Origin of the sequence: Candidatus Phaeomarinobacter ectocarpi, assembly GCF_000689395.1 — a bacterium.
Classification (GTDB): Bacteria; Pseudomonadota; Alphaproteobacteria; order CGMCC-115125; family CGMCC-115125; genus Pyruvatibacter; species Pyruvatibacter ectocarpi.
This window is the reverse complement of sequence record NZ_HG966617.1, coordinates 2239220-2264482: the sequence shown is the minus strand read 5'-3', so window position 1 is coordinate 2264482 and position 25263 is coordinate 2239220. Positions and strand designations below refer to the sequence as shown.

28 protein-coding genes are annotated in these 25263 nt (G+C 59.7%); 12 read left to right on the top strand and 16 right to left on the bottom strand.

Features of this window, described 5'->3' with window-relative positions; translation table 11 throughout:
- Window positions 1-101: 101 nt before the first annotated feature.
- The 5 genes from BN1012_RS10960 to BN1012_RS10940 form a co-directional block, all read right to left on the bottom strand.
- Entirely contained in the window at window positions 102-314 is a 213-nt protein-coding gene (locus BN1012_RS10960) for a hypothetical protein (RefSeq protein WP_043949647.1), read from the bottom strand.
- 323 nt (window positions 315-637) lie between these two features.
- Window positions 638-1774 (bottom strand): ferritin-like domain-containing protein, encoded by a 1137-nt coding sequence (locus tag BN1012_RS10955; RefSeq protein ID WP_043949646.1) that lies wholly within the window; start codon window positions 1772-1774, stop codon window positions 638-640.
- Window positions 1775-1946: 172 nt separating this feature from the next.
- Complete coding sequence (locus BN1012_RS10950) at window positions 1947-2453, bottom strand: hypothetical protein (RefSeq protein ID WP_043949645.1); 507 nt, start codon at window positions 2451-2453, stop codon at window positions 1947-1949.
- A complete protein-coding gene (locus BN1012_RS10945; RefSeq protein ID WP_063958502.1) occupies window positions 2453-3097 on the bottom strand; it encodes a response regulator in 645 nt (214 codons plus the stop codon). Before BN1012_RS10945 ends, BN1012_RS10950 begins: the two co-directional genes overlap by 1 nt.
- 126 nt (window positions 3098-3223) lie before the next feature.
- Window positions 3224-3931, bottom strand: a complete 708-nt coding sequence (locus tag BN1012_RS10940) for a hypothetical protein (RefSeq protein WP_043949644.1) — start codon at window positions 3929-3931, stop codon at window positions 3224-3226.
- A gap of 145 nt (window positions 3932-4076) precedes the next feature.
- Between BN1012_RS10940 and BN1012_RS10935 the strand changes: the two genes are divergently transcribed.
- The gene (locus BN1012_RS10935) at window positions 4077-4571 is read left to right on the top strand and encodes an NUDIX domain-containing protein (protein ID WP_081826345.1); all 495 of its coding nucleotides are present in this window, start codon (window positions 4077-4079) and stop codon (window positions 4569-4571) included.
- A gap of 6 nt (window positions 4572-4577) precedes the next feature.
- On the opposite strand, the gene BN1012_RS10930 is transcribed toward BN1012_RS10935, so the two are convergent.
- The gene (locus BN1012_RS10930) at window positions 4578-6017 is read right to left on the bottom strand and encodes an amidase (RefSeq protein ID WP_043949643.1); all 1440 of its coding nucleotides are present in this window, start codon (window positions 6015-6017) and stop codon (window positions 4578-4580) included.
- A gap of 151 nt (window positions 6018-6168) precedes the next feature.
- Between BN1012_RS10930 and BN1012_RS10925 the strand changes: the two genes are divergently transcribed.
- A complete protein-coding gene (locus BN1012_RS10925) occupies window positions 6169-7152 on the top strand; it encodes a calcium/sodium antiporter (protein WP_043949642.1) in 984 nt (327 codons plus the stop codon).
- A gap of 125 nt (window positions 7153-7277) precedes the next feature.
- Entirely contained in the window at window positions 7278-7643 is a 366-nt protein-coding gene (locus BN1012_RS10920; protein WP_043949641.1) for a hypothetical protein, read from the top strand.
- A 79-nt stretch (window positions 7644-7722) separates the two neighbouring features.
- Here BN1012_RS10920 and BN1012_RS10915 read toward each other — a convergent pair whose 3' ends face one another.
- Window positions 7723-8427 carry a pirin family protein gene (locus BN1012_RS10915; protein WP_043950957.1) on the bottom strand — a complete coding sequence of 235 codons (705 nt, stop codon included), beginning with the start codon at window positions 8425-8427 and terminating at the stop codon, window positions 7723-7725.
- A 312-nt stretch (window positions 8428-8739) separates the two neighbouring features.
- Here BN1012_RS10915 and BN1012_RS10910 point away from each other — a divergent pair, with 312 nt between their 5' ends.
- Window positions 8740-9177, top strand: coding sequence for a hypothetical protein (locus BN1012_RS10910; RefSeq protein ID WP_145973452.1), 438 nt, complete (start codon window positions 8740-8742; stop codon window positions 9175-9177).
- A gap of 68 nt (window positions 9178-9245) precedes the next feature.
- Here BN1012_RS10910 and BN1012_RS10905 read toward each other — a convergent pair whose 3' ends face one another.
- The gene (locus BN1012_RS10905; RefSeq protein WP_043949639.1) at window positions 9246-10157 is read right to left on the bottom strand and encodes an SDR family NAD(P)-dependent oxidoreductase; all 912 of its coding nucleotides are present in this window, start codon (window positions 10155-10157) and stop codon (window positions 9246-9248) included.
- A 95-nt stretch (window positions 10158-10252) separates the two neighbouring features.
- A complete protein-coding gene (locus BN1012_RS10900; protein ID WP_043949638.1) occupies window positions 10253-10714 on the bottom strand; it encodes a DUF1330 domain-containing protein in 462 nt (153 codons plus the stop codon).
- 52 nt (window positions 10715-10766) lie between these two features.
- On the opposite strand from BN1012_RS10900, the gene BN1012_RS10895 reads away from it, so the two are divergent.
- Window positions 10767-11357, top strand: coding sequence for a TetR/AcrR family transcriptional regulator (locus tag BN1012_RS10895; RefSeq protein WP_043949637.1), 591 nt, complete (start codon window positions 10767-10769; stop codon window positions 11355-11357).
- Window positions 11358-11420: 63 nt separating this feature from the next.
- Here BN1012_RS10895 and BN1012_RS17635 read toward each other — a convergent pair whose 3' ends face one another.
- The gene (locus BN1012_RS17635; protein ID WP_043949636.1) at window positions 11421-11660 is read right to left on the bottom strand and encodes a hypothetical protein; all 240 of its coding nucleotides are present in this window, start codon (window positions 11658-11660) and stop codon (window positions 11421-11423) included.
- Between BN1012_RS17635 and BN1012_RS10885 the strand changes: the two genes are divergently transcribed.
- Complete coding sequence (locus BN1012_RS10885) at window positions 11659-12240, top strand: GNAT family N-acetyltransferase (RefSeq protein WP_043949635.1); 582 nt, start codon at window positions 11659-11661, stop codon at window positions 12238-12240. The genes BN1012_RS17635 and BN1012_RS10885 overlap by 2 nt on opposite strands.
- Window positions 12241-12243: 3 nt before the next feature.
- Here BN1012_RS10885 and BN1012_RS10880 read toward each other — a convergent pair whose 3' ends face one another.
- Genes BN1012_RS10880 through BN1012_RS10865 form a run of 4 tightly spaced genes read right to left on the bottom strand, consistent with a single transcriptional unit; the run spans window position 12244 to window position 19129 of the window.
- Window positions 12244-14325 (bottom strand): membrane protein, encoded by a 2082-nt coding sequence (locus BN1012_RS10880; protein ID WP_043949634.1) that lies wholly within the window; start codon window positions 14323-14325, stop codon window positions 12244-12246.
- Window positions 14325-17132: a DUF4159 domain-containing protein gene (locus tag BN1012_RS10875; RefSeq protein ID WP_043949633.1), complete on the bottom strand. Its 2808-nt coding sequence runs from the start codon at window positions 17130-17132 to the stop codon at window positions 14325-14327. The genes BN1012_RS10880 and BN1012_RS10875 overlap by 1 nt, the downstream gene beginning before the upstream one ends.
- Window positions 17133-17135: 3 nt before the next feature.
- The gene (locus BN1012_RS10870) at window positions 17136-18089 is read right to left on the bottom strand and encodes a DUF58 domain-containing protein (protein ID WP_081826342.1); all 954 of its coding nucleotides are present in this window, start codon (window positions 18087-18089) and stop codon (window positions 17136-17138) included.
- Between the two features lie 41 nt (window positions 18090-18130).
- A complete protein-coding gene (locus BN1012_RS10865) occupies window positions 18131-19129 on the bottom strand; it encodes an AAA family ATPase (protein WP_043949632.1) in 999 nt (332 codons plus the stop codon).
- 131 nt (window positions 19130-19260) lie between these two features.
- Here BN1012_RS10865 and BN1012_RS10860 point away from each other — a divergent pair, with 131 nt between their 5' ends.
- From BN1012_RS10860 to BN1012_RS10840, 5 genes are all read left to right on the top strand, one after another.
- Window positions 19261-19875, top strand: coding sequence for a DUF1285 domain-containing protein (locus BN1012_RS10860; RefSeq protein ID WP_081826341.1), 615 nt, complete (start codon window positions 19261-19263; stop codon window positions 19873-19875).
- 14 nt (window positions 19876-19889) lie between these two features.
- A complete protein-coding gene (locus tag BN1012_RS10855; RefSeq protein WP_043949631.1) occupies window positions 19890-20546 on the top strand; it encodes a CoA pyrophosphatase in 657 nt (218 codons plus the stop codon).
- Between the two features lie 18 nt (window positions 20547-20564).
- Complete coding sequence (locus BN1012_RS10850; protein ID WP_043949630.1) at window positions 20565-20864, top strand: DUF6111 family protein; 300 nt, start codon at window positions 20565-20567, stop codon at window positions 20862-20864.
- 35 nt (window positions 20865-20899) lie between these two features.
- A complete protein-coding gene (locus BN1012_RS10845) occupies window positions 20900-22144 on the top strand; it encodes a CCA tRNA nucleotidyltransferase (RefSeq protein WP_043949629.1) in 1245 nt (414 codons plus the stop codon).
- Window positions 22145-22601: 457 nt separating this feature from the next.
- Window positions 22602-22784, top strand: a complete 183-nt coding sequence (locus BN1012_RS10840; protein WP_043949628.1) for a hypothetical protein — start codon at window positions 22602-22604, stop codon at window positions 22782-22784.
- Window positions 22785-22961: 177 nt separating this feature from the next.
- Here BN1012_RS10840 and hemF read toward each other — a convergent pair whose 3' ends face one another.
- Window positions 22962-23873 (bottom strand): oxygen-dependent coproporphyrinogen oxidase, encoded by a 912-nt coding sequence (hemF, locus tag BN1012_RS10835; protein ID WP_043949627.1) that lies wholly within the window; start codon window positions 23871-23873, stop codon window positions 22962-22964.
- The gene (locus BN1012_RS10830; protein ID WP_043949626.1) at window positions 23870-24391 is read right to left on the bottom strand and encodes a tRNA (cytidine(34)-2'-O)-methyltransferase; all 522 of its coding nucleotides are present in this window, start codon (window positions 24389-24391) and stop codon (window positions 23870-23872) included. The genes hemF and BN1012_RS10830 overlap by 4 nt, the downstream gene beginning before the upstream one ends.
- Window positions 24392-24704: 313 nt before the next feature.
- On the opposite strand from BN1012_RS10830, the gene petA reads away from it, so the two are divergent.
- The gene (gene petA, locus BN1012_RS10825; RefSeq protein ID WP_122381363.1) at window positions 24705-25208 is read left to right on the top strand and encodes a ubiquinol-cytochrome c reductase iron-sulfur subunit; all 504 of its coding nucleotides are present in this window, start codon (window positions 24705-24707) and stop codon (window positions 25206-25208) included.
- Window positions 25209-25263 lie beyond the last annotated feature (55 nt).

Here is a 25263-nt window from a genome sequence, read left to right as displayed (position 1 = left end):
TCTGCGCATGCATGGTCGATGAGTCTGGCATGGAGTTGCCGGACCCGCAACTTGCATAGCGGAGCAGAAATTGGCGCTACCCGAAGGGGCAATGGAATACTTTAGGCGCCAATCAACTTCTTTTTGTCGCGCATCGCCGTTTCGAGTGCATCCACATGGTGCATCAGGTCGGCGAATTCCGCGTCGTTGAACAAATGTTGAACTGCGGCCAGCTGAACACAAATGTGACGCAGGCCAGCTTCGCAGTCTTCAAAATTTCGCTTGAGCTTTGTAGCGTCCTTTCTGGACGCTTTTGAAGTATTTTTCTCAGGCATACTGGGACAACTCATCCTGTGGTCCGTTTAAAATCAATTTTGAGATCGGACTGCATCAATACTGGCGCAGCGCCGTTCCCGCTTATTGGTGGTCGATACTGAATTCCGAAATTGCAATCAAAGGTTAAAAGTAAAAACGGGTTTCAATTAATAGGTGTGTCGAAGGCTACACCGTTTGATGTCGTTTAAAAGGACACGTCGGCACTTTTTTTACGGTATGGGCACAGTTTTGAATTTGGACTGACACACGCTAAAAGGCGGCACATTCAAGGTGCCGCCTTTCAATAACTTCTGCATGAGACTCAACGCATCCCAGGCTGGTGCTATTCAGCGGCCACCGTCGAATTTGGTGACACAAACTTGCCGCCATTGATGCCGAGCAGGAATTTGATGCCGTCTTCAGCGATTTCGTCGCCAACCATACGGTCGCCCTCCTGCTGCAATTCCTTGATATTCACAAAGGCTGCATAGTTTGATGCCGTACGATCCGTGATGATGCCTGCGTTGAGAAGTGTCTTGATCAGAACACGGAAAATGTTTTCCTGCTCTTTCATGTCTTCCTGAATGTTTTCGTCGGTCAGGGCTTCCATGAAAGCGCCCTGTACCCACTCCCAGTCGAGGCCGACTTCGGCGTAGATGTGCTTCTTCTGCTCGGGTGATCCCAGATTGTAGAGCAGGACCTGGAACACTTCCCATGCCCAGTCTTCAATCTGGTCGCGTTCTGCTGCGGGTACGTTTGGTACTGTGCGATCTGCCCAGATCTTGCCGAACTTATGGTGGAACGCTTCGTCCGTCATGGTGAGCTGCATGAGTTTCACCAGCAGAGGGTCACGGCCCCAGCGGTAGAAGGAGGCAAAGGCGCCCATGGCGAGGCCTTCAACCATCATCTGCATGCCGACGATCTTCTTCCAGACCAAGGGCGAGTTCACGAGTTCTACCAGCAGGTTCTGCAACGCCGGGCCACAGGCTACCGGCTTGCCCCAGCGGGCCTTGATGTAGTTGGAAAAGCCGGTGACGTGACGGGCTTCTTCACGGGTCTGGTTGGCAGCGTATTCCTGCGCGCCAGGGTCCTTGAGGATGTGGCAGAGCGATGCTGACAGAGAGAGTGCACCTGCTTCACCATGCAGAATGGACGACAGGCTCCACTGGGTGTCGAGGTTGACCAGTTTGATCTTCTGCTTTTCGTCCAGCTTGTCGCCAATCGCGGTGCGCAACTCAAAGCTTTGTTCCGGATCGAACAGGAATTCCTTTTCCATATCGAACGGTGCTGAGAAGTCGATGTAACGGGTGTCCATCGGGTCCCAGAAATGGTCATGAGTTGCTGAAATGATCTTGTCGAAAGCATCAGACCGGCTGCCATACCGATCGACTTCAATCATGGCTGCGAAATCATCCGGCGCGACTGCTTCATAGGCCGCATCAACGGTAAATTTCGTCTGGTCGTTGGCAGAATTGCTCACTCTCGTGTCCTCCAAGGGCAATGCTGGCGGACTGCGCCAGCGCAGCGTCACGGGGACCGTTCGTCCAGTCCCACTTTTTCACATAGGTATGAGCTTACGCAGCTACGAGAGTTTTGTGAAGAAGATGACGCAGCGTCATAAATGGCGGAAACGCTTGCCATTGGTAGCTGCCTTACTTGGTCATGAGGTCACAGGAGCAATTCTTGGGGCATGCAGCGTCGAGTTCCTTCTTGCGTAGAGCACACAGGCTTTCAATCAGATATTGCCCAAGGGCTGAGCTGGCACCGTCGTCCTGAGACGCCCGTCTTAGGGATGAGGCGTGGAGCCAGACGATGTTTGCCCTGGGTGTCAGTCCGGCTGCGCGGACGTCCTCGATGTAGCTGCAAAGTGCGTCGGCAACACCGGCGAGGACGGTTTTGCCGCATGTGCCGCACAGGCCGCGCAGGTCATGGGCTCTGAAATAGATGTCATCGATATGATCAGCGGCGTACTCGCCCTGGCCATCCACCATGATCCACAGTTGATCAACGGCTTCGCGGATGCCGATCAAAGCCTCATCCACGGCTGCGACTGACGCGTTTGCCGCTCTGCTTGCCATGTCTGCGGGTAGGTGGTTCGGCATTTTCCCGCCGACGAGACGGGCAAGGCGGGTGCTCGGTTTGATGAATTCGACTGGCATCAGATGCTCCCGATCTGGTGGGTGTTGCGTGTGCCGCTGCCGGGAATACTCAGAACACCTGCCGACTGTTGATAGTCAGCCAGGGAATGTCGCTGGGCTTTGCGTTGCTGGCCCATGCTCCCTGATTCAACGAGGGTCGGCGGGCCGATGCGCTGATCGGATTCGCGGCGGTAGGGGCCTGTGAAATTCGGGCTGACACGGCGTCTGCGATTGGGTCCGAAATAGGTTGGTGTACGGACAAAGGGGCGCGGCTTTGAAATGACCTGGTTGATCCGGGAATACAGACCTGCGGGCGTCACCGGCTTTGCCAGATACTCGTTCACGCCTACGTCGCGGGCGCGCTCAACACTTGCCCGGTTGTGGTAACCGGTGACCATGATGATGGGGACCAGTGGATTGGGACTGTCCGCTGCCGTGCGAACCAGGTGTACAAAGTCAAAACCGTCGAGGGGCTGCATCGCCGCATCGGTGATGATGATGTCGGGGGGAAAGTCACGCATGAGCTCAAAGGCTTCCGAGCCGTCCGCCGCCATTTGTATTTGCTCAAACTCCATGGCGCGCAGGATGGCGCTGTAGAGATTGCGCATGAACAGATTGTCCTCGACGATGAGGAGATGAATTCGGTCAAAACGCAATTCAGACATGTGTGTCGACCCCCCAGGGCGAGCAGTTTCAGGTCCAGTTGCGTTCAGCCTACGAAACACACGTTAAAAGTGTATTAGGTAGAATAGACAGATTTTCCTGCCGCAGAGTGGCTGAAAACCGCACTTCTAGCGTCTTGGGGGTTGTACTCTGGCGGCCATAAGGGCCGCATCGACCTCGAAGCGGGCGGCAAAGGCGCTGGTCTGCTGGATAGCTGCTGACAAGGCGCGGGCAATGGTCTCGCGTTCCTGCGCCGTTGCAAACGCCATCTCCGGCGGCGGCAGATCTATGCCACTGGGATTATCGGTTGAGGACACTGAGGCGTTGACACCTGGGATGATGGCCTTGGCGCGGCCCGTTCCATCAAGGGGCACTTCCAGTTGTCCGCCCAGCCCATCGAGCAAATTGGTCCGCCCGGCATAAGCGGTGCTGGCGATGCGGGTGATGTCGTCACGCAGCTCGTCATAGCGTTCCGCCAGCAGGGCCCGCGTTCCATTGTCCTCGTCGGGCCGGCCACCTACCTCCCCGGCAGCAGGCGTGTCGGCGGCGTCAAGGAGTTCCTGGGCATCTGTCAGTCTGTGGGTGATGGCATCCAGCGACAGGACGGCAGCTTCCAGGGTCTCAATGGCTGCAATGGCGGCAGCCAGATGAGGGGCACGGACCTTTTGGTCGTGGGGTGTGGACTTGAGACGTATGAGGGCCTTGCGCCCCTTAGCCAGGGCAAGATGGCGATCCGCCTTGCGCCGCCTGTGAGCCGCCTTGGGATTGGCGAACTCCTCCAGCGCCTCGAAGGCGGTTCGGGCGAGGCCGGACGGGGATCGTTCAAGAGCAATCATACGGATTAGCCTATGACTGCCCTGTTAGGGCCCTGCTAAGCTGCTTGCCTACATTCGATCGAATTATCGATCATATTTGAATCATGTCGGGCGCTATTCCCATGAAGGGGCCCGATGGCAGCGGGGTAGAGCTTTGGCGGGCGTCATGAAGAACCGGTTTGTACGGCCTGTCGTCCATTTCGCGTTGAAGCTGGCCTATGCCGCCTGGAAGGCCTACGCCGCCATTTTTCGGCCGGTGACCCTTGGGGTACGGGCGCTGGTGCTGAACGATCAGGGCCATGTGCTGTTGATCCGTCACACCTATGCACCGGGCTGGTTCATGCCCGGCGGCGGCGTGGGGCGCGATGAAACGCTGGAGGCGGCAACCGCCCGAGAACTCTACGAAGAAGCCGGCATCCGCGCGATCGGCGACATGAACCTTGTGGGTGCCTATGCGAACTTCCTGCAGCTCAAGTCTGACCACGTGATTGTCTATGAGGTTCCCAAGTGGGAAGAGGCGGGGGATGCCCCCCATGCGGATTTCGAAATTGCCGAAGCAGGTTTCTTTCCGCCGGATGCCCTGCCGGAGGGCACGACGCCGGGCACGCGTCAGCGGCTGGACGAGTATTTCTCCAACCGCCGACCCACGACCTATTGGTAGTTCACCCTAATTGGCGGCATGCACTGGCGGACGGCGATGTGCCCATGGCTGCGCGCGTTCAAGCTGGCCTGCGAGCTGGAACAGTGTCGCTTCATTCCCGAAGGGACCGGTGAACATCATGCCGACCGGCAGTCCGTCATCGGTCCAGTGCATCGGAACCGACATGGACGGCTGGCCCGTCATGTTGAACAGACCGGCGAACGGCATGTAGCGGGCGTTGATGTCGATGTATGCGCCAATGTCGTCCCCATCCATGTTGACGGTGCCGAGAGGGACCGGCGGCAGGGCGAGGGTCGGCGACAGCAGCACATCATAGTCGTTCATGAAGGCTGCGACCTGACGGCTGAACTGGTGGATGAGCAGGGTGCCGCGCGCGACATCCGTGCCGCTCAGGCTGCGCCCGTTTTCAGCGATGGCCCAGGTGATGTTTTCAACCTCCTGCTGAGCGACCGGACGCCCGAGTGCCTCGCCGCGCATGTCCAGTGCCAGGGCCGTGCTGCTGGCGATCAGGCCAATCTGCGCGACGGTCATGTCATTGGGGTCTATGGCGGGTGCGGCCTGCGTCACGGTGTGGCCGAGAGACTCAAGCAGTTTTACGGTTGCTTCAAGACCGGCACTGACGGCGGCATCCGCGCTGTTGCCATTGGGGCCTGTGTCCGTCACCGCAATGCGCAGCGGGCGCGGTTCGATGCTGACTTCATCCAGGAAGGGCCGCTTTGGCTCCGGGCAGGAATAGGGGTCGCCGGGTGCAGGGCCTGCCGTGGCATCCAGAAGCGCTGCGTTGTCACGCACGGTGCGGCTGACCGCATGGCTTGCGGACATGCCGCCCCAGCCTTCGCCGCGATCCGGTCCCAGCGGTGTGCGGGCGCGTGAGGGTTTCATGCCGAAGAGACCGCAGGCAGATGCAGGAATGCGGATCGACCCGCCACCGTCTGATGCGTTGGCGAGAGGTAGCACACCGGCGGCAACGGCTGCTGCTGCACCACCCGACGAGCCGCCGGGAGAATGGTCCGTGTTCCAGGGATTGTGCGTTGGCCCGTACAGGCGGGGTTCTGTTGTTCCGGCCAGGCCGAACTCAGGCGAGTTGGTTTTGCCGAAGATGACAAGGCCTGCTTCCTTGTAGCGTTCGGTCAGGGTTGAATCATGGTCCGCCACATTGTCCTTGAAGGCGCCGGAGCCAAAACTCGTCACCGTGCCCTTCATCAGCAGGTGCAGATCCTTAAGCAAAAACGGCACGCCCTTGAAGGGACCGTCCGGCAGACCTGAATCAATGGCGGAGCGTGCTTCGTCATAATGTTTCAGGGGCACGGAGTTGAGTGTGCCGTCGACTTTTTCCAGTCGTGAGATGGCTTCATCCAGCAATTCTGTGGGCGTCACTTCCTTTTTGGCGACAAGCTCTGCCAGGCCCAAAGCGTCGTAGTCGTCATATTCCTTGAAGCCCGTCATAAAATTCTCTCCCTGCATTGCTATGAATTGCTGCTTGGGCGCATCTTACCGGGACATTTTGGTATGAGTCACGGTAACCACGCTTCAATGCCTCCATGGGCAGAATGGCGATCGGTCAGAAAAAAGACGGCGGGCTGGGTAGAATATGTTGATGAGTTATGTGCTGGTTCTCGGCGGACTGACGTTGCTGGCGGTCGGCGGTGAAGCCTTGATCCGAGGGGCCGTGGCCCTGGCGGAACGTCTGTCCATCTCACCTGTTTTCGTTGGCCTTACGGTGGTGGCCCTTGGCACCTCTGCGCCGGAACTGACCGTGGCCATCAATGCGTCACTGGCTGGCACGCCGGACATTGCTGTGGGCAGTGTCATCGGCTCCAACATTTCCAACATATTTCTCGTGCTTGCTGTGACGGCGCTTATTCAGCCGATCGTCTGTGAACCGCGCATGGTGTTTCGCGATGGCATGTTCCTGCTGGCCGTCAGCTTCGGCATTGCGATGGTGGCGCTTACGGGCGTCATCACAGCCGGGCAGGGCGGGGCCATGCTGGTGCTTCTGGTGCTGTATCTCGCCTATAGCTACTGGTCGGAAGTCGTGCGCAAGGCGCCCTCGGCGGAACGTCGCCAGGCGGAGGTGCAGGAATATGACGGCATCCCGCCCAAATTCATTTTTGCCATCCCCGCGATCCTCGCGGGTCTTGTTGGCGTGATTTTCGGAGCGGACTTTCTGGTGGAAGGTGCGTCAGACATTGCCCGTGCGGCGGGCGTTTCAGAGGCCGTGATCGGCCTGTCGCTGGTGGCGGTGGGGACGTCCCTGCCGGAGTTGGCCGTGTCTGCGCTGGCTGCCTTTCGTGGTCATGCGGGCGTTGCTGTTGGCAATGTCATCGGGTCCAACATCTCCAACCTGCTGCTCATTCTGGGCACAACAGCTGTGCTGGGCGGCGCGCCGGTGGCGGAGCAGATCGGCCGCTATGACGTCTGGATTATGGTCGCGGCCACGGCCATCATGGTGCCGGTGATGGTCAGCGGGATGCGGATCAGCCGGGGTGAGGGCATGGCGTTCCTTGGTGCCTATGTCCTTTACATCGTGTCGTTGTTCACCGGCGTACCGGCCATGATCATGAGCGTGCTTTACGGCTGAGGGTGACCTCAGCGCCTGCACTGCAACCGCCCTCAAAAGACCAAGTGCACGCCGCATTTCTGCCCGGAAGCGATGGGAGAGTTCTCTCGCTGCGAAGGGGATCCTACCTAGTAGGAGACACAGTAATGAGTTTGTGCAGCAAGGGTGCCACGCACACATCAATCATCGCTTCAGTTGCCATCATCGGTGGACTGGCTCTTGGAGGCGCTGCCTATGCGGCCTCTCCGGACGGCGACGAGGGTGCGTCTGGCAAACATGAATTTGCGTCACCGGAAACAATCGCCAGCATCTGGGGCGACGACGAGGCTGAGACTGACGCCACGGATGATGCCACCGAAACGTTGCCGGACGTCGGTGAGCCCGGTGCGCAGGGTGATGTTGATCCTGAAACCTATGATGATCCCCACAGCAGTAGCGGCGAAGCGGAAGGGTTGGACGATGACAGGTCAGACGACGACGTTCTGCTCAACGATGATACTCGTCTTGAATAGGCCCAACACGTCCATCTGAAACGAGTGCAGGCCCCGCCACTCAACATGGCGGGGCCTGCTTGTTGTTGTCTCTTGGTCCTTAGGCAGGAACGTCGGCCAGCAGGATTTCGGCAGCGGCGTCACCTGCGACTTCGACCCGGATGTCAGAGACATCTTTCAACGCAGCCCCTTCGCGAGCGCTGATACGCTCTCCGTTGACCAGAACGTCACCCTTGGCGGGCACGAGATACGCATAGCGTCCCTCACCCAGGGTGTGGGTGATGCTGTCACCCGCTTTGAGTGTCGCTCCGTACACAGCTGCATCGGCGCGAATGGGCAGAGCACCGTCGTGTCCCTGTCCGGAGGCAAGCGCGACGAGATCGCCGGACCTGTCCTCTCGGGGGAAGCGGGCCTGATCCCATTGCGGCGTGCCGCCTGCTTCAGAGGGCGCGATCCAGATCTGGAAGATACGGGTCGCTTCGTTTTCGCGGTTGTGTTCCGCGTGCTGAATGCCACTTCCGGCAGACATCACCTGAACGTCGCCTGCGTCCGTGCGGCCTTCATTGCCCAGATGGTCCTTGTGGGTGATGGCACCCTCTCGCACATAGGTGATGATTTCCATGTCGCGATGGCCATGCAGATCAAAGCCGGTGTGGGGATCAATGGTGTCATCGTTCCAGACCAGCAGGCTGCCCCATCCATTGCGGCCCACGTGACGGTGGGGGCCGAAATTAAAGTGATGATAGGCATCCAGCCAGGGAAGACGGGTGTGGGGGTGGTCGTCAAACTTGCGAATATCAACCATGTCAGCCTCCATAAAGGTGCCAATTTCCAGTTTGCAGCGGAATTGGCGTGTTCACGTGTGTTGGCTGAAACATTGGGTCTCGGGGCTGCTGGATAAACAGGTGTTCAGGAATGAAACTTTTTGCGTGGGGGAAACAATAAAACTGACCGTCCGCGGGAACCGTCAGGCCGTTGGCGCGTTCTATAGTCAAGCGGCACGCAGCAGCGGCCCCGCCCGATTTCCCCCTCATGGGCGTCCCCTCTTTGCTGCTTACTGCGTGCCGCTTCTTTTCAATCAAAAAACGGGTGCCTTTGGCATCTCAGGAGGCGAATGATGGGCGTGCATAATTGGAAAAAGAATGTGTGTGTGGCGACAGCAGGAGCCGTTGCGATGCTGATGGCGTCCGCAGCTCAGGCTGAAGATGACAAGGTGATCATGGCGCCGGGCGCTGATGGCGCCGAGGAGCAGGTGATTGTTGTTCTGCCAGAAGACGAAGAGAGCCTGCGCGCGCTTGAAGTGAAGCATCGCCGTATCATCAATACAGCCCAGCGCCAGTGCACCACGTCGCTTGGCGGCATCAACCGCAATGACCGCGATCCTTGTGTCATCAGTGGCGTTGAAACCGGCGTGGAAATTTCAGACGATCCTCTGCTCAAGGCTTTCCATGAAGCCCTGCCGATGTCCGTGCGGTATGACGGCGACCGTCCGACAAGCGTCTGGCGTATTGGCCAGGACGATGACACAGCTGATGTGATCGTCGTTGAAGAATAGCATTAGACTTTTCACGACAAAGGGCGGCTCAGTGAGCCGCCCTTTTTGTTTGGTGCGTTGTGGTTGGTCTAGACCGGTTCCCACGTAAACACGCTGCCTGTGTTGCCCAGGTCCAGCATGTCCGCCTTCATGGCGGGGAAGCCATGCTCGAGCAGTGTTTCCGGTGACCAGCCTTCCATGCGAGTCATGCCGCGCAATGGGCGCGACTGGCTCATGAGGAAGACTTCATTGCCGCGGGCAACAAAGATCTGACCGGATACGTCAGACGGTGCAGACAGGCCAATGGCAAGCTGGGCGACCTGATCTGCGCGCATGGCATTCTTCATGCGCTCGACGCGCTTCTGGCTTTCTTCGTCCTTCACCGGGATGGTGGCAATCATCCGTGTCCATGCAAAAGGCGCGATGATGTTGGAACGCACATTCTTCATGGCGCCTTCCATGGCGATGATGCGCGACAGACCGGCGACGCCCATCTTGGCGGCGGCGTAGTTGGCTTGTCCTACATTGCCGATGATGCCGGAGGTGGATGTGAACAGCACATAGGCGCCGTCCTGCTGCTCGCGGAAGTGATTGATGGTCGCACGGGTGACATTGTACGCGCCATTGAGATGCACATTGATGACCGCATCCCAGTCTTCATCGTCCATCTTGTGGAACATCTTGTCGCGCAGAATGCCGGCCGGGTTGATCACCACGTTGAGGCCGCCGAACTCGTCCATGGCCTGCTGGAACATGTGGTCGGCACCTTTGCGGTCGCTGACGCTATCTGAGTTGGCGACGGCTTCACCGCCGGCTGCCTTGATTTCGTCTGCCACATCCTGCGCCGGGCTGGAATCCCCTGCGTCACCACCAGCAACGCTGCCGCCCAGATCGTTGATCACGACCTTTGCGCCTTCGCGTGCTGCCAGCACCGCGCATTCCTTGCCAATGCCGCGTGCCGCGCCTGTGACCAGAACCACTTTTCCGTCAAGAACACCCATCTGCGTTTTCTCCCTTACGTGTTTTGAAGAGCGTATTTGACGGGCAAGCTAGCGGGAACTGGGTCAGGATCAAAGGGTGTTTAGGCGTGGGGTCCCTACATCGTGCAAAGAGAGACGCGCTGAGCGGCGAGAGCGGCGGTCCTGTGGATGAAGCAGTCGCGATATTCCGGGTCTTCAAAAATTGCAAAAATACCCTGCGGATTTTGATACTGGCCGATGGCCACCAGATCCCACTGCGCATCGTCTCCAATCAAAGTGCCCGCCGGCAGGCTCATCATCAAAAAGTGTCCTCCGGCGCGTGTAAGAGCGTCGCCGCTGACGGCTGTGTACAGGCCAAAGGCCTCGTGGCCGTTCAGTTCGGTGGCTCGCCCATCTGGATAGACTGCACGCTCGCGAAACCGGAAGTGGTTGATGAGAGCAACGGTAGCGGTGTCCGGCAGGCCTGCAAGCATGTCCCATTGCGCTTTTGTCGGCACTGATCCTTCAGGGTGTTCCGCATAGGCGGTCATGATGCGGGCAATCCGGTCTTCGACTGGGTGTGTGATTTGGCTTGGCATGAGAGTGGCTCCTGGATAATTTACACGTGTCAAATAGGAGCGAATGTTACACGTGTCAAATATTGATCGTACGACCCGCACCCGGCTGGGCATTCTTGATGCTGCCTGGGACCTGGTCGCGGAGCAGGGTGCGTCGGCAAGTATTGCCGAAATTGCCGCGGCTGCCGGTATCACGCGGCAGAGCGTCTATGTGCATTTTGGCTCGCGTGGGGGGCTGCTCATGGCATTGCTCAAGCGCGCGGATGAGCGGGGGCAGATTTTCGAGAGATTTACCGTGGCGCTGAGCCACAAGGATCCAGCACGTCGGCTTGAGGCGGCACTTGATGCCTGGCTTGCGTTTGTTCCCGGTATTATGCCGGTCGCGCGTGATCTCGTCAGATTGCGGTCAACTGACGATGATGTCGCAGCTGCGTGGAAGGATCGGATGGACGAGTTGCTTGGCGTCTGGCGCCAGGTCGCACGATCACTGGCGCGAGACAAGGCACTTGCGGAGGGGTGGACGCAGGCGGAAGCAGCGGACTACATCTGGACCTCTTCTTCGGTGCAGACCTATGACTTGCTGACATCTGATCGTGGCTGGACACACAAGCGTGCCTGCCGGGCCGTTAAGCATGGCGTTTCACGATCCATTCTGGCGCCCTAGCGCGGTGGCCGTCTGATGAGGCTTTACGAGGGTCGTATTGGCGTGATACCAGACTTGCGCTTTTCAGATGTCCTGTTCCTTTGCGGGACCAACCGGGATCAACACACGCAATGATTTTGCGCTGCCAGCGACGACGACCCATGACGCGCCTTGCGTCGGCTGTGGCATTTGCCAGCCGATCCATGCGCGCATCGTGCTTCGTGCGCCCTGCAGCCGCCGCGTAACCGGTAAGCGGCTCAATCGGGCGGCAGCACGTTTCGTTTCGCTGTCAAAAAACCGGTTGATCAGGATATCTTGTTCCATGCCGTCTCATTCTTCCTCCGCGCCCGCATCCCTAGCGCCTTTTGTCGTGCGGCCTCAGACACAAGGCCATGCCAAGGCCGTTGATGCTCTTTTGGACCTGGCCTTTGGACCGGGTCGCTTTGCCAAAGCCTCCTACCGGCTGCGCGAAGGCGTGGATCCCATCGACACCCTGTCGTTTGTTGCCGAGTACACCAATGTTGCCGGACCAAGAGGCGACACTGAAGAAAAGCTGGCCGGCAGTATCCGCTACTGGCCCGTTCAGATCGGGCCGAATGCGGAAGGCGCGGTTACCGATGCGCTGTTGCTTGGACCGCTCGCGGTTGCCCCGGACCTGCAAAGCAAAGGGGCAGGGTTGGCTTTGATGGCGGCAAGTCTGGCAGCTGCAAAAGAGCAGGGTCACGGGCTGGTGTTTCTCGTTGGGGATTTGCCCTACTACCAGCGGGCCGGATTTTCAAAAGTACCTGCCGGTCAGGTCGTGATGCCGCAGCCCTATGACCCGGAACGCCTGTTGTGGATCGCCCTTGAACCGGGTGCAGACGAGGGTATTGCGGGTGACATGATGCGCCCGCGCGGGCTTTAGCCCCTAGCGGCCTTCGCGTCGCCACGCCAGCATGAAGGCACCCAGCGCAATCAGCAAAGCGAATTCGGGACGGATCAGCGTGTGCTCGCTCACCGCCCGCACCGCATATTCGCTGTTGGCATTCAGGCCAATCCAGTCTGAGCCTGATGCATTGCGTCCGGGGCGGATGCGGCGGATTGTTGGGATGTCGGTATCGGCAAGGTAGCGCGTGCTGCCTTTTGTTTCAGCCACAAGCTCTGCGACCTGGGTGTCTGTGACGCGCACATCTGCAAACTCTTTGGGGTTGAGCGGCCCGGCTGCGGTGATGGCTGTCTGGGTGCCATCGTCCAGCCGGTAGAGACCCATCTGGTCGATCTCCATACGCGCGGTAAAGAGGCCGGGGCCTTCTTCCGCAAGCCGGACCTCTTGCGTTGTTCCGTCAGGTTTGGTGACAGTAACGGGGGGCACATCCTCGCCCATGGTCTGCCGCGCTATGGAGAGCGTGTTGCCCTGTGCGCGGGCCTGCAGCTTTTCTTCTTCCAGGTCCGGCTCCTTCATGAGCCAGTGGGCCAGACGGCGCAGCATTTCAGCCTGGGGGCCGCCGCCTTCATAGCCGCGCGTCCACAGCCATGCATGATCCGACAGGAGTTGGGCCACGCGGCCTTCGCCGACACGGTCCAGCACCATCAGCGGTTTTTCGCCGGGGCCTTCCATCAAGGTGTTGCCGGAGGCCTGTTCGGAATCAATCAGGCGGAACCACCGGCCCCAGTTGGGCGGCGACTGTTCTGCACCGGGCAGACCTGATGTCACAGGGTGGCGCTGCCCGATGTCCGTGACGAGAGGGTAGTATCCTTGGGCAATAACTTCGCCGGTGGGAGCGGCTGGAAGCACGCCTGCCAGCGGAGTGCGGAAGATGGAGAAGGGGGATGCAAAGTCCGGCCCGGCAGCCATCAGCAAGGCACCGCCATTATCCACATAGTTGGCGACGTTCTGAAGATAGGAGACCGGCAACACACCGCGGCGGCGGTAGCGGTCGAAAATCACCAGATCAAATTCCTGCAACTTCACCGAGAACAGTTCCCGGGTCGGAAAGGCAATCAGCGACAGCTCGTTAATGGGTGTGCCGTCCTGTTTTTCAGGCGGGCGCAAAATGGTGAAGTGCACGAGGTCAACCGCAGGGTCGGCCTTCAGCAGGTTGCGCCAAGTGCGCTCGCCTGCATGTGGCTCGCCGGAGACCAGCAGCACCCGCAACCGGTCGCGAATGCCATTGGCGATGGCGACGGCGCGGTTGTTTTCAAGGGTGATTTCGGATGGACCGGCTGCGGCTTCGATCTCGATGACGTTTTCGCCACCATGCTCCAGCTCAATTTCAATTTCCTGGGTGATGCCGGTGGTGACGGTCACTGGCGGCAGCGGTTCGCCGTCAACGTGCAGGATGATGTCTGCGGGAACAGGGCCTGCCGTGGACCCGCGATCATCCACCCGCAGTTTGAGCGTGATGCTTTCGCCGACGATCGCAAAGCGGGGCGCGTCTTCAATGGTCAGGATGCGGTCCGCTTCGTCCGGGCTGCCGGTCAGCAGCGCGTGAAAGGGAGCGCCGGTGGTGGCCAGAGCTCGCGGTGCGAGGTCGTGTATCTGACCATCGGTAACGGCAATGATGCCGGCAAGACGTTCGGGCGGCACATCGCCGATGGCGTTTTCGATGGCAGAGAAGAGCTGCGTCCCGCCGCTGTCGCTGGTTTGCGTCATGCTCAAGGCGTCAGTCACGTCGACTTCGCGGACGTCTAGTCCGGTTTCCGCTTCAAGGCTGGTGCGCAGGGCATCGGCGGTTGCATCCGTCAGCGATGTGCGGTCCTTGAGCGTGTTTGATTGCGACCGATCGACCACAAGCACAGCAACATCGGTGACCGGCTCACGGTCTTCGCGCAGAGCTGCGGGATTGAGCAGGGCAATGACCAATGCGGCATAGGCAATGATGCGCCACCACGCCCCCGCACCGCGTCGCCAAAGGCTGACAATGATGAGCGTGACAGCCAGCACGATGGCGACGGTCAGCAGGCCATTGGATACCAGCGGTGAAAAACTGATCTGCCAGGTGACGTCCATTACTGGCCCAGCCTTTCAAGCAGGGCGGGCACATGCACCTGATCCGCCTTGTAGTTTCCAGTCAGGGCATACATCACGAGATTGACGCCGAAGCGGCGGGCCATTTCACGCTGGCGTTCGCCGCCGGGCACGGGCTGCGCCATGGGCAGGCCACGGGCGTCAATCGCCCAGGCTGCAGCAAAGTCGTTGGAGCCGATAAGCAGGGGCGTCACGCCGTCCTGATTGAGCGTGCCGGGGCTCGACGTGGCGTCACCGCTTGCCTGCACCCAAAGGTCTCCTCCTGCCCATCGTCCAGGGAATGTGCGCAGCAGATAAAACGCCTTTGTGAGGACGTGACCTTCTCCCACAGGTTCAAGCGGTGGCACATCGAGATTGGCAAGCAGTGCACGCAGGGCATCGTTGCCCGGTGACGTCCCGATGGCTTCAATGCGCTGGTGGTCCATAGTGTCAAACAGGATTGTGCCGCCGCGCTTCATGTAGTTGTCGACGCTTGCCAATGCTTCGGCTGAAAGCGGCGACTGGTTTGACAGCACCGGCCAGTAGAGCATGGGGTAAAAGGCCAGTTCGTCGCGTTCCACGTTCACGCCCAGTGGCTCGGCAGGCTCAATGGCGGTGCGGCTGCGCAGAACCTGGCTGAGACCTGACAGACCGGCGCGGCTCATCTCATCCACCGTGGCGTCGCCGGTAATGACGTAGGCCAGCCGCGTATCAAGGGTCGCCAGAAGAGCCACATTGTCACCTGCCTTGGCCTCCTCCTGAGCGTTGGCCTGATCAGGCAGGGGCACAAGCAATGCAGCCACAAGCAACACGGAAGTGCCGGTACCCAGTCGGGCTGCCAGTGAGGGCGGGACTCTCAGGCGGCCGGACAAAACGAGCGCGACCAGCCCATCGAAGAGCAGCAGTGCCAGTGCCAGGGTCAAAAGCCATGGCTTGAGTTCTGTTTCACTGGTGCCTGCATATGCGGTCCTGGTTGCGGCAAATGAGGTGTCCAGTGGCGTGAGCACCGTGTTGGCGGCGATCACATTCAATGCGCGGAAACCATCCGGAGTGCCGTACAGACCGGGGGGGTGGGCCGGTGAGGGCTGCAATGCATCAATTTCCTTTTGGGCGACGGGCTGTGCCAGCGGGGCGGGCGCGACCAGGCGCCCATTGCCATCAAGGGATTGATAGGGTGGCAGGAGTTGCGCCGTGTCGGTGTCGTTCGCGCCCGTGCCGCGGCTCAGATCAAGCAGGCGACGGAGCATCTCAACATACAGACCTGAGAGCGGCAGGTTCGACCAGTCCGTATCTGCTGACACATGGAAAAGCACGACCCAGCCCTCGCCACGCTGGGCAGCGGTGACGAGCGGTGTGCCGTCGGTCAGTCGTGCCCATGTGTTGTCGGTGAGGTCACTTGAGGGTTCAGCCAGAACCTGACGATTGATCTCAACGTCGTCAGGAATAGGCAGGCCCGCGAAGGGGCTCGACTCTTCAAAAGGAGCCAGTCCCTGAGGTGCTGCCCATGTGAGTGCACCGCCAAGCGCCCGGCCGCCGCCGCGTAGATCAACCGGCATCAAATCATCCGTATTGGCAGCAAGGCGCGGTCCGGCAAAGCGCACGAGCGTGCCGCCGGTCTCCACCCAATTGCGCACGAGATCCGCATCGTTGCCCACAAGTTGGCCGACATCGGCGGTGATGAGCATGGACAGGGGACGCGACAGGAGGTCTTCAACTTCAGATGTGTCATCCCCGGTCCGTGCTTCACGGATTTCAGCAAACGGGCTGGTGGCGCGGCGCAGGTAATAAAGGTCAGAGAGGAGCGGCTGCGCGTCATCTGCTTTGCCACCACCGGCAACAAGGCCGACAGTACGCCGCTGCCAACGATCATCCAGCAAGGTCACAGCACCAGCGGACTGTTCGCCAACAATGGCAATGCGGGTGATCGCGTTGCGGAGTTCCAGCGGCATGTCGATGGTGACGGTGCGTTGGGTCTCGCCATCGGCAAAGGCAAAATCAGCTTCTGAAAGGCGCCGGTCGCCGGACCCAAAGGCAGCAATCCTGCCACCACGCTGACCATCGCCGGCAGGGCGGATAATCGTCACATCAAGTGTCTGGCCAATCTGTGAGGGGGGGCGAATGGCCAGGGCCAGGTCGCCGGGCGCTGGCGACACAAGCGTAATGTCGCCATGGCGGGCGAGGTCATCGGCAAAGGCCTGAGCCATTGGGCTGCCATTTGTGTCACCCATACCATCACTCAGCCAGATGACTTGCCAGTCGCCCTGATTCGGCAGGGCTGCCTGCGTCAATCTGGTCGCGGCTGCGGCAAAGTCTGTTCCCAGTGCCCGTGGTGCCAGCGCGGCTGCAAACGCGGACGCATCGTCGGCGGTCATGACATTGAGGGTGGTAGCATTGGCGCGCGGCGTGGTTGGCAGGATGACCACATCGCGGTCGGCGCGTCGGGCATTGGCTAGCAGGCCATCCAGCGTTGCGGTGCGGCGGTTCCAGTCCGGGGCGGCGGCCCAGCTGTCATCCACAACCAGCAAAAGTGGGCCTGAGCCTTCCTCAGCAGCTGTCGGATTAGCCACAGGTTCTGCGAATGCGAGAACCAGCAGGGTGGCAGCGAGCAGCCGGAGGGCCATCAGCCACCACGGGGTCTGGGCCGGTGTTTCGTCTTCATCGTTAAGACCCAGCAGCAGTTGAATGGCCGGGAAGCGCACACGGTTGGGTGCAGGCGGCGTCACACGCAACAGCCACCAGATGACTGGCAGGGCAGCAAGGCCAATGAGGGCGAGCGGTGCGGCGAAGCCGATCGGACCAAGTGTCAGCATCACCTAGCCCTCGCTTGGAAGAGGTGCGCCGGACAGGGCGGCATGCAAGGCAAGCACGGCAGTCTGGGGAGGGCGGTCGGTGCGGTGGGTCGTGAACGTCCAGCCAAACCGGCGGGTGGCGGCACGCAGCGCTTCGCGATGGCTGAACAGTTTTTTCTGATAGGCGCTGCGGATGGTTTCCGCGCGGCCGAATGTCAGTTTTTGACCTTCTTCGATGCCTTCAAATTCCGTGCGGCCGCTGAAGGGCAGGTCTTCTTCTGCCGGATCAAGTATCTGCAGAAGGTGTCCGCGTGTCCCGGCGGTGGCATGGCTTTGAATGCGAGCGGCAATATCTTCGGGGTCGGACAGGAAATCGCTCACCAGCACGGCCCGTGAAAAGCGCGGCAATGCATCAGCAGGGATGTCGCTTTGGGCCTGTGGGTCCGGTGTGCCCAGCCGCTGGGCCATGCGACGCAGCGCAGTGCGACCTGACGCCGGAGGAAGTGCTTCGCCAAGGCCTGCAATACGTTCGCCTGCGCGCGTCAGCAGTGTTGCGGTGGCAAGGGTGATCACCATGGCGCGGTCGAGCTTGCTGGGGGCGCGTTTGGTCGACGAGAAATCCATAGACGCTGACCGGTCGCACCATAGCCACACGGTCTCGGCTGCTTCCCATTCGTGTTCGCGTACATAGAGACGGTCGGAGCGGGCGGACTGGCGCCAGTCAACCAGGTGAGCGCTGTCTCCCTGCTGATAGCGCCGGAACTGCCAGAAGGTTTCGCCGGGGCCGGTTCGTTTGCGGCCATGCATGCCCGGCGCAACGGTGGCTGCGATGCGTTCGGCTTCCACAAGCAGAGGCGGCAAGGCATCGGCCAGCTCTTCTGCTTCGCGGCGTTGAGGTGTGCGGCCATAGGCGGAGCCATCACCGGCGGGGCGTCCGGCGAGAGCAGATGTATCTCTGTCGGCCGAAGCTTTGGCCATCTACGCGTTACTCCTGACCCGTGTTTGGTCTCGTGGATGATCTAGCGAAACGGTCGGCACAGCCTGTCAATGACGCCGGAGACGGTCGTGCCTTCTGCCCGTGCGGCAAACGACAGCGCCATGCGATGGCGCAGGATCGGATCAGCCAGTTCAACCACATCGTCAACACTTGGGGCGTAGCGTCCGTCCATCAGGGCCTTGGCGCGCACGGCGAGCATGAGCGCCTGACTGGCGCGGGGGCCTGGACCCCAGGCAACCGTCTCGCGCACTTCTTCAAGGTCGGTTTCTTCCGGCCGGGCGCTGCGCACGAGCTGAAGAATGGCATCGACCACGCTTTCGCCCACCGGCATGCGGCGGACGAGGCGCTGGGCTGCTTCCACATCTTCATGACGCATCACGGCAGCCGCGCTCGCTTCGGCATCGCCGGTTGTTTCCAGCAACATGCGGCGCTCGGCTTCGAGGTCAGGATAGTTGACGTCGATCTGCATCAAGAAACGGTCGAGCTGCGCTTCTGGCAGCGGATAGGTGCCTTCCTGCTCCAGCGGGTTTTGGGTTGCGAGCACGTGGAACGGGCGGGGGAGTTCGTGGCGCTGGCCTGCGACCGTCACGTGGCGCTCCTGCATGGCCTGCAGCAAAGCTGACTGAGTGCGCGGGCTGGCGCGGTTGATTTCGTCCGCCATCAGCAATTGGCAAAACACAGGCCCCTGAATGAACCGGAAGGCGCGACGGCCTCCGTCGCCCTCTTCCAGCACTTCGGAGCCGACAATGTCGCCGGGCATCAGGTCCGGTGTGAACTGGATGCGGCGGTCATCGAGGCCAAGCACGATGCCGGTGGTGTGGACCAGGCGTGTCTTGGCGAGGCCCGGCACGCCGACCAGCAGGCCATGGCCGCCTGCAAGGATGGTTACCAGAACCCGCTCAATCACCTGGTCCTGGCCGAAAACCAGCCGCCCGATGGCGTCCTTGACGCGGGTGATCTGTTCGCCGGTCTGTTCAACCGCACGGATTACGTCGTCGTTGGCTTCACTCAGAGAGGTCATGACCCTACATATATCCTCATAGGCACCCATTCCCATCTTAAGGAACGGTAAGATGATTGCTGCGGGCAGCAACGGCGAGTTGTCGAAAACGCCTGTGTTCAGAATATGACCCTACCCTAAAAGCAGGCACCATGAGTGACACGACTGACCAGGATCTTGTTGAAAAGGCCGTGATGGGCCTCAAAGAAGCCGAATTGGCCTCCAAGTCGGGCTTGCCGCCTGTGGACAAGTGGCATCCGGAGCGAAAACACAGCATCGATATGCGAATCGCCCGCGACGGTTCCTGGCACTATCAGGGCAGCGAGATTTCACGTGCCAAGCTGGTGAAACTCTTCGCGTCCATTCTCATTCGCGAAGAAGATGGCAGCTATCATCTGGTGACGCCGGTCGAGCAGGCGCAGATCACCGTCGAAGATGTCCCCTTTGTCATTGTGGCCATGCAGAAGGCAGGCGAGGGGACGCAACAGACGCTGGCGTTCACCACGTCGATTGGTGATGTGGTGGTGGCGGGGCTTGATCATGCGTTGCGGTTTGAACTTGATCCGCAGACGGATGAACCGGCCCCCTATGTGCACATCCGTGGTGACGGGGGCCGTGCCCTGGAGGCGCGTATCAACCGGGCGGTCTATTATGACCTCGTGGACCTTGGCACGACGTACAGTGTCGATGGCGAAGACTGGTTTGGCGTTTGGAGTGGCAATGTGTTCTTCAAGATGCAGCGTGCTGCTGAACTTGGTGTTGAATAGGATAACTCTGGCTGATGCGTCCCTCTGATGAATTTCGCTCCCGCTTGATGGCCGGGCTTCGCAAGGACCCTCCGGGTCTTGTGGACCCTGACGGCGCGCTCAATGGCGACTTCAAGCTGAATGACCCGGACGATATTGATGAGAGCACGGCCATTCGCGAGGCGGCTGTGCTGGTACTGCTGATTGAACACGCAGACGGCATTCATGTGCTGCTGACGGAGCGGTCGGGTGATCTGTCCAGTCATGCAGGGCAGGTGGCGTTTCCCGGTGGGCGCATTGACCCGGAAGATGACGGACCTGTGGATGCTGCCTTGCGGGAGGCCGAGGAAGAAGTCGGGCTCGATCGCAGCTTTGTGGATGTTGTCGGGTTTCTGGACGCGTATGAAACCGGCACGCGGTTTCGTGTGGTGCCGGTCGTTGGCTTTGTGAAGCCGGGCTTTGAATTGACGCTTAATCCCGGCGAAGTGGATGAAGCCTTTGAGGTACCCTTGGCTTTCCTGATGGACCCTGAAAACCACGAGCGGCATTCGGCCACGTGGAAGGGCAAGAAACGTACTTTTTATGCCATGCCCCATGATGGTCATTACATATGGGGCGCGACGGCAGGTATGATTGTCAATCTGTACGAGCGTGCGTTTGCCCGTTCTCTTGATCTAACGCAGGGCGCTTAAGCGCAAGGACGCTTTATCATGCTGAGAATTGTTCTGATCCAGCTTCTGCTGTTCGCCATTCCCTTCATCGTGTGGGCGCTTTACGTGCTGATGGTGCAGCGGCGCAGCCTTGCCGCCGGCGGGGCGTTTAACGATGCACCCATTGTCTGGCTGCTGGGCGCGGGCACGGCCATGGTGGCCGCCGGGTTGGTGTATCTGGCGGTCTTCAGCGGGACGCCGGCCGGTGAGGGGCAGTATGTGCCGCCGCGCCTTGAGGATGGCCGTATTATTCCCGGGCATATTGAGCCCACAGGCACCGCGCCCATTGAGGCCGAGTAGATTTTTCAAGACTGATTTTCCGGAGTACCCGATTTATGGCTGCCGACATTCCTTCGATCCAACACCAGATCTGGCTGCGCGACGCAGAAACGCAAAAGGTGATGTCCGCCCTCAATGATGGTGCGACGGCGCGCTTCGTTGGTGGCTGCGTGCGCAATGCACTGCTGGCAGTTCCCGTATCTGATGTTGATATTGCCACCAGTGATGATCCGGCCGGATCAACGGCGAAGCTCGAAGCTGCTGGATTCAAAGTCGTGCCTATTGGTGCAGACCACGGCACGGTGATGGCTGTTGGGGCTGAGCGGAACTATGAAGTCACGACGTTGCGGGTGGATGTGGAGACCGACGGCCGCCATGCCGACGTCGCCTTTACGCAGGACTGGCAGGGGGACGCGGAACGCCGCGACTTCACCATGAATGCGCTTTACGCGGATGCGGACGGCACCGTGCATGATCCGCTGGGTGGTTATGACGACCTCAAGGCGCGCCGCGTGCGTTTCATTGGCGACGCCGACACACGCATCAAGGAAGACTATCTGCGCATTCTGCGGTTCTTCCGTTTTCACGCGGCTTATGGTGAAGGTGACCTTGATGCGCCGAGCCTGCAGGCCTGTGCAGCCAACCGCGATGGGCTGGCGCAGCTGTCGGCGGAACGCATTCAGGTTGAATTGCTGAAACTGCTGGGTGCGGACAATGCAGCCCCCGTCGTGCGCGCCATGGCAGCGGCAGGCATCATGGGGGACGTGTTGCCGGAGGCCTCGCGCCTCGACCGGTTCGAGCGTGTGCTCGACATTGAAGTGACGCAGCTGTTCTCAAGCGATCCGATGCTGCGCCTTGGCGCCATCGTGGACGGTGAAGAGGCTGCCGCAAGTGCTGCCAAGCGCCTTCGGCTCTCCAACGCTGATCGCGACCGGCTTGCGGCTATGCATACGGACACCACCAAGATCGTTTGCTACCTGTCCATGCGCGAAGTGCGCCGGGCGCTCTATGGCATGGGTCTTCAACTGTTCAAGGACCGTGTCATGCTCGGCTGGGCAGACGATGGCAAGACCACCAATGCCTTCCAGTGGCGCGCGCTGCTTGCGATGGCCGACACATGGGAACGCCCCGAAATACCGCTCTCGGGCTCCATGATCAAAGCTGCCGGTGTGCCTGAAGGTCCTGAGATCGGCCGCGTGCGCGCTGAAGTCGAAGAATGGTGGATCGACTCCGATTTCACCGACGACGAGTTCTCCATCATCGAGCGACTGAAGGCTGTTGTTCAGGCGACGATTTACTAAATCTGACGTGCCGGCAGCCTGTAAAAGTTTTGTGCTCAATGATTGGGCGCATGAGTAACCCGCCCGGTTTCTAGTCAAAACCGGCAAAACCGGCTGTTGCTGCAACGCACATGTGTCCAATGCTTAAGCAGATGATGAAATTGACAGCAAAATGAGCAATAAAAACCGCAGAAAACCTGCATTTTTCTGTTGCTATCATGGTTAATGCTGACAAGATTGAGGTTGCGGAGTTCAACACTTGTGTTGGTCTTCGTCGCATTAGGCATGCGTCAAAAGCTTGAGCCGGTTGGGCGGGAATTTGGTTTCCGCGCGGCCGATTTTTAGCAACGGTGGCGTGACCTGGTGCCTTCCACGACAGATGTGGATCAGCTCCAACTTCAAAACGGATCGCCACTCAGTTTCGCAACTCGCGACGCAGGGACGTTTGTCGTTTCTTCGCGACTTCGGAGTGGAAAATATGTCTGAGAAAAAAATCTATCGCGGCATGGAAAACAAAGGTGGCAACAAGGACGTTGATGCCCACCACGAGTACAAGGAAGGCGAGAAGGTCAACTATCGCGGGTCCTCGTACAAGGCGCACCATGAAGACGCCAAGCATGGCCGTGATCTCAAATATCGCGGTGCGGACTACAAGGATTAGGTCCGTCTCGGCCTCCCGCGCGGAGGTATCCAATTGATTGTCTGACCGCGCACGTTGCACCCCGTTGGAGACCTCCTCCAAGGCAACGCGCACACCCCCGATCAGGCGATCGATGCAAAAAGGGGACGGCCACACCGGCCGTCCCCTTTGTTATGTCTGAGCCTCTGCGGGCGACGGCTAGGGCCATCTCACCTCAGGTGGCATGGAAGACAGAATTGAGTTCACATTGCCGCCGGTCTTGAGGCCAAACGTCGTGCCGCGGTCGTAGAGCAGGTTGAACTCCACATAACGGCCACGGCGAACGAGTTGTTCTTCGCGCTCTTCTTGCGTCCACGGATCATTCATGCGCTTGCGCACCAGAGCTGGATAGACGTTGCGGAAGGCGCGACCGACATCCTGGGTGAACGCAAAGTCCTTGTCCCAGTCGCCGGTGTTGTGGCGGTCATAGAAGATGCCGCCGATCCCGCGCGGTTCGTCGCGGTGGGGCAGGTAAAAGTATTCGTCACACCATTTCTTGAAGCGGTCATAGTAGTCGGCGCCATGGGCGTCACACGACGCTTTCATGGCGGCATGGAACTCGACTGAGTCCTCAAAGTCCTGATTGCGGTAGCGGTTGAGAACGGGCGTCAGGTCGGCGCCACCGCCGAACCAGCCTTTTGTGGTGACCACGTGGCGGGTGTTCATGTGAACGGCCGGGACATGGGGGTTCCACATATGGGCGATGAGGGAGATGCCGCCGGCCCAAAAGCGCGGGTCTTCTTCCGCACCGGGGATCTGCTTGCGGAACTCTTCCGAGAATTCGCCATACACCGTCGAGATGTGCACGCCGACTTTTTCAAAGACGCGGCCTTTCATGACGGACATTTCGCCGCCGCCTTTATCATCGTTTTCATCACCGCGCTGCCAAGGGGTGCGCTCAAAGCGACCGGCGGGCATGTCAGCATTGGTGCCGGTCAGCTCTTCTTCAATCTTTTCGTAGCTGGCGCAGATGTCATCACGTAGCTGGCGGAACCAGGCTGCGGCGGTGGCCTTGTGGTCCTCGCTTACATAGTCAGCGCTGGATGGGGCAGAGAGGGCGGCGTCACTCACGAGGATACTCCAGTTGTGGCAGGCGTTGTTATGTCAGTTGCACTTTGTTGGACGGAATCAGGAAACTGACCCGTCTGACGCAGCGCCTCGCCGAGTACCATGGACGCGGCCATGGCAACATTGAGCGAGCGCAAAGTTGGCACCGGCGCCATGGGAATTTTCACGCGCAGGTCTGCGGCATTGTGTACTTCATCCGGCACACCAGCGCTTTCGCGGCCCAGCATAAGGGTGTCGCCGGGCTGATAGGTGATTTCGTGGTGGAAAGTGTCCGCGCGGGTGGTCAGCAGGATGGTGCGGCTGGCGGTTCGCGCCGGGGCTGACGTGAAGGCCTCATAGGAGGCGTGGACGGTCAGGTCCAGATGGTCGAGGTAATCCATACCGGCACGGCGAAACCGGCGGTCTGAGAGGGTGAAGCCACACGGCTCTATGATGTCCACAGATACGCCCATACAGGCCGCCATTCGCATGATTGTGCCTGCGTTTTGGGGAATGTCCGGCTCATAGAGCGCAAGGCGCATTGTCGTGACTCGCTCATAAAGTCAGGGAACTGAGGGGTGGAAGGGCGTTGCGGGGCCAGGCCTGACGCGACCTTTTTCCAGACATATCAGTCACTTGGCGGCAAAAACTTGCGTCATCGTGCCACATAACCCCGCGGGGGTGGACAATTTAGCTTTGCGGGTGGCAAAAGAACGAAGCGACGCGCCAGCTTTTTAGTAAGCGTAATCTGAGTCCTACCAACAATCCTGCGTCGTTTTCGTTGCTGGTTTAGACCATCATGTCGTCCTTGCCAGGGCGACAAGACCGAATATCCAAGTCCGGAGGACACATCCGTTGGCAGACGCTAATTCAGCAGTGACCGAGGCAGGCGAAGAGCCCACCCGTCGCGACTTCTTGTATGTGGCCACAGGCGCCTTTGCCGCTGTCGGCGGCGCATTTGCCGTCTGGCCGTTGGTTGACCAGATGAATCCGGACGCTTCAACGCGGGCGCTCGCCTCCACGGAAGTGGACATCAGCGGTGTTGCCGAGGGTCAGGGCGTTACCATCATGTGGCGCGGCAAGCCCGTCTTCATCCGTCACCGGACGGCTGCAGAGATTGAAGAGGCCAAGTCGGTCTCCATGGATGAGCTGCCAGACCCCATTGCCCGCAACGCCAATATCGATCCTGCGGCCGATGCCGAAGACATCAACCGCGCTGCATCCGACACTGAAAAGTGGCTGGTGCTGATCGGTGTGTGCACGCACCTTGGTTGTGTGCCGCTATCTGACCAGGGCGACTTTGGTGGCTGGTTCTGCCCTTGCCACGGTTCGCACTACGATATCGCAGTAGTTCCGTAAAGGTCATGTCTTTTCGGAAGGGATCGCGATGATTGAGTTTGATAAGTCTATCAAG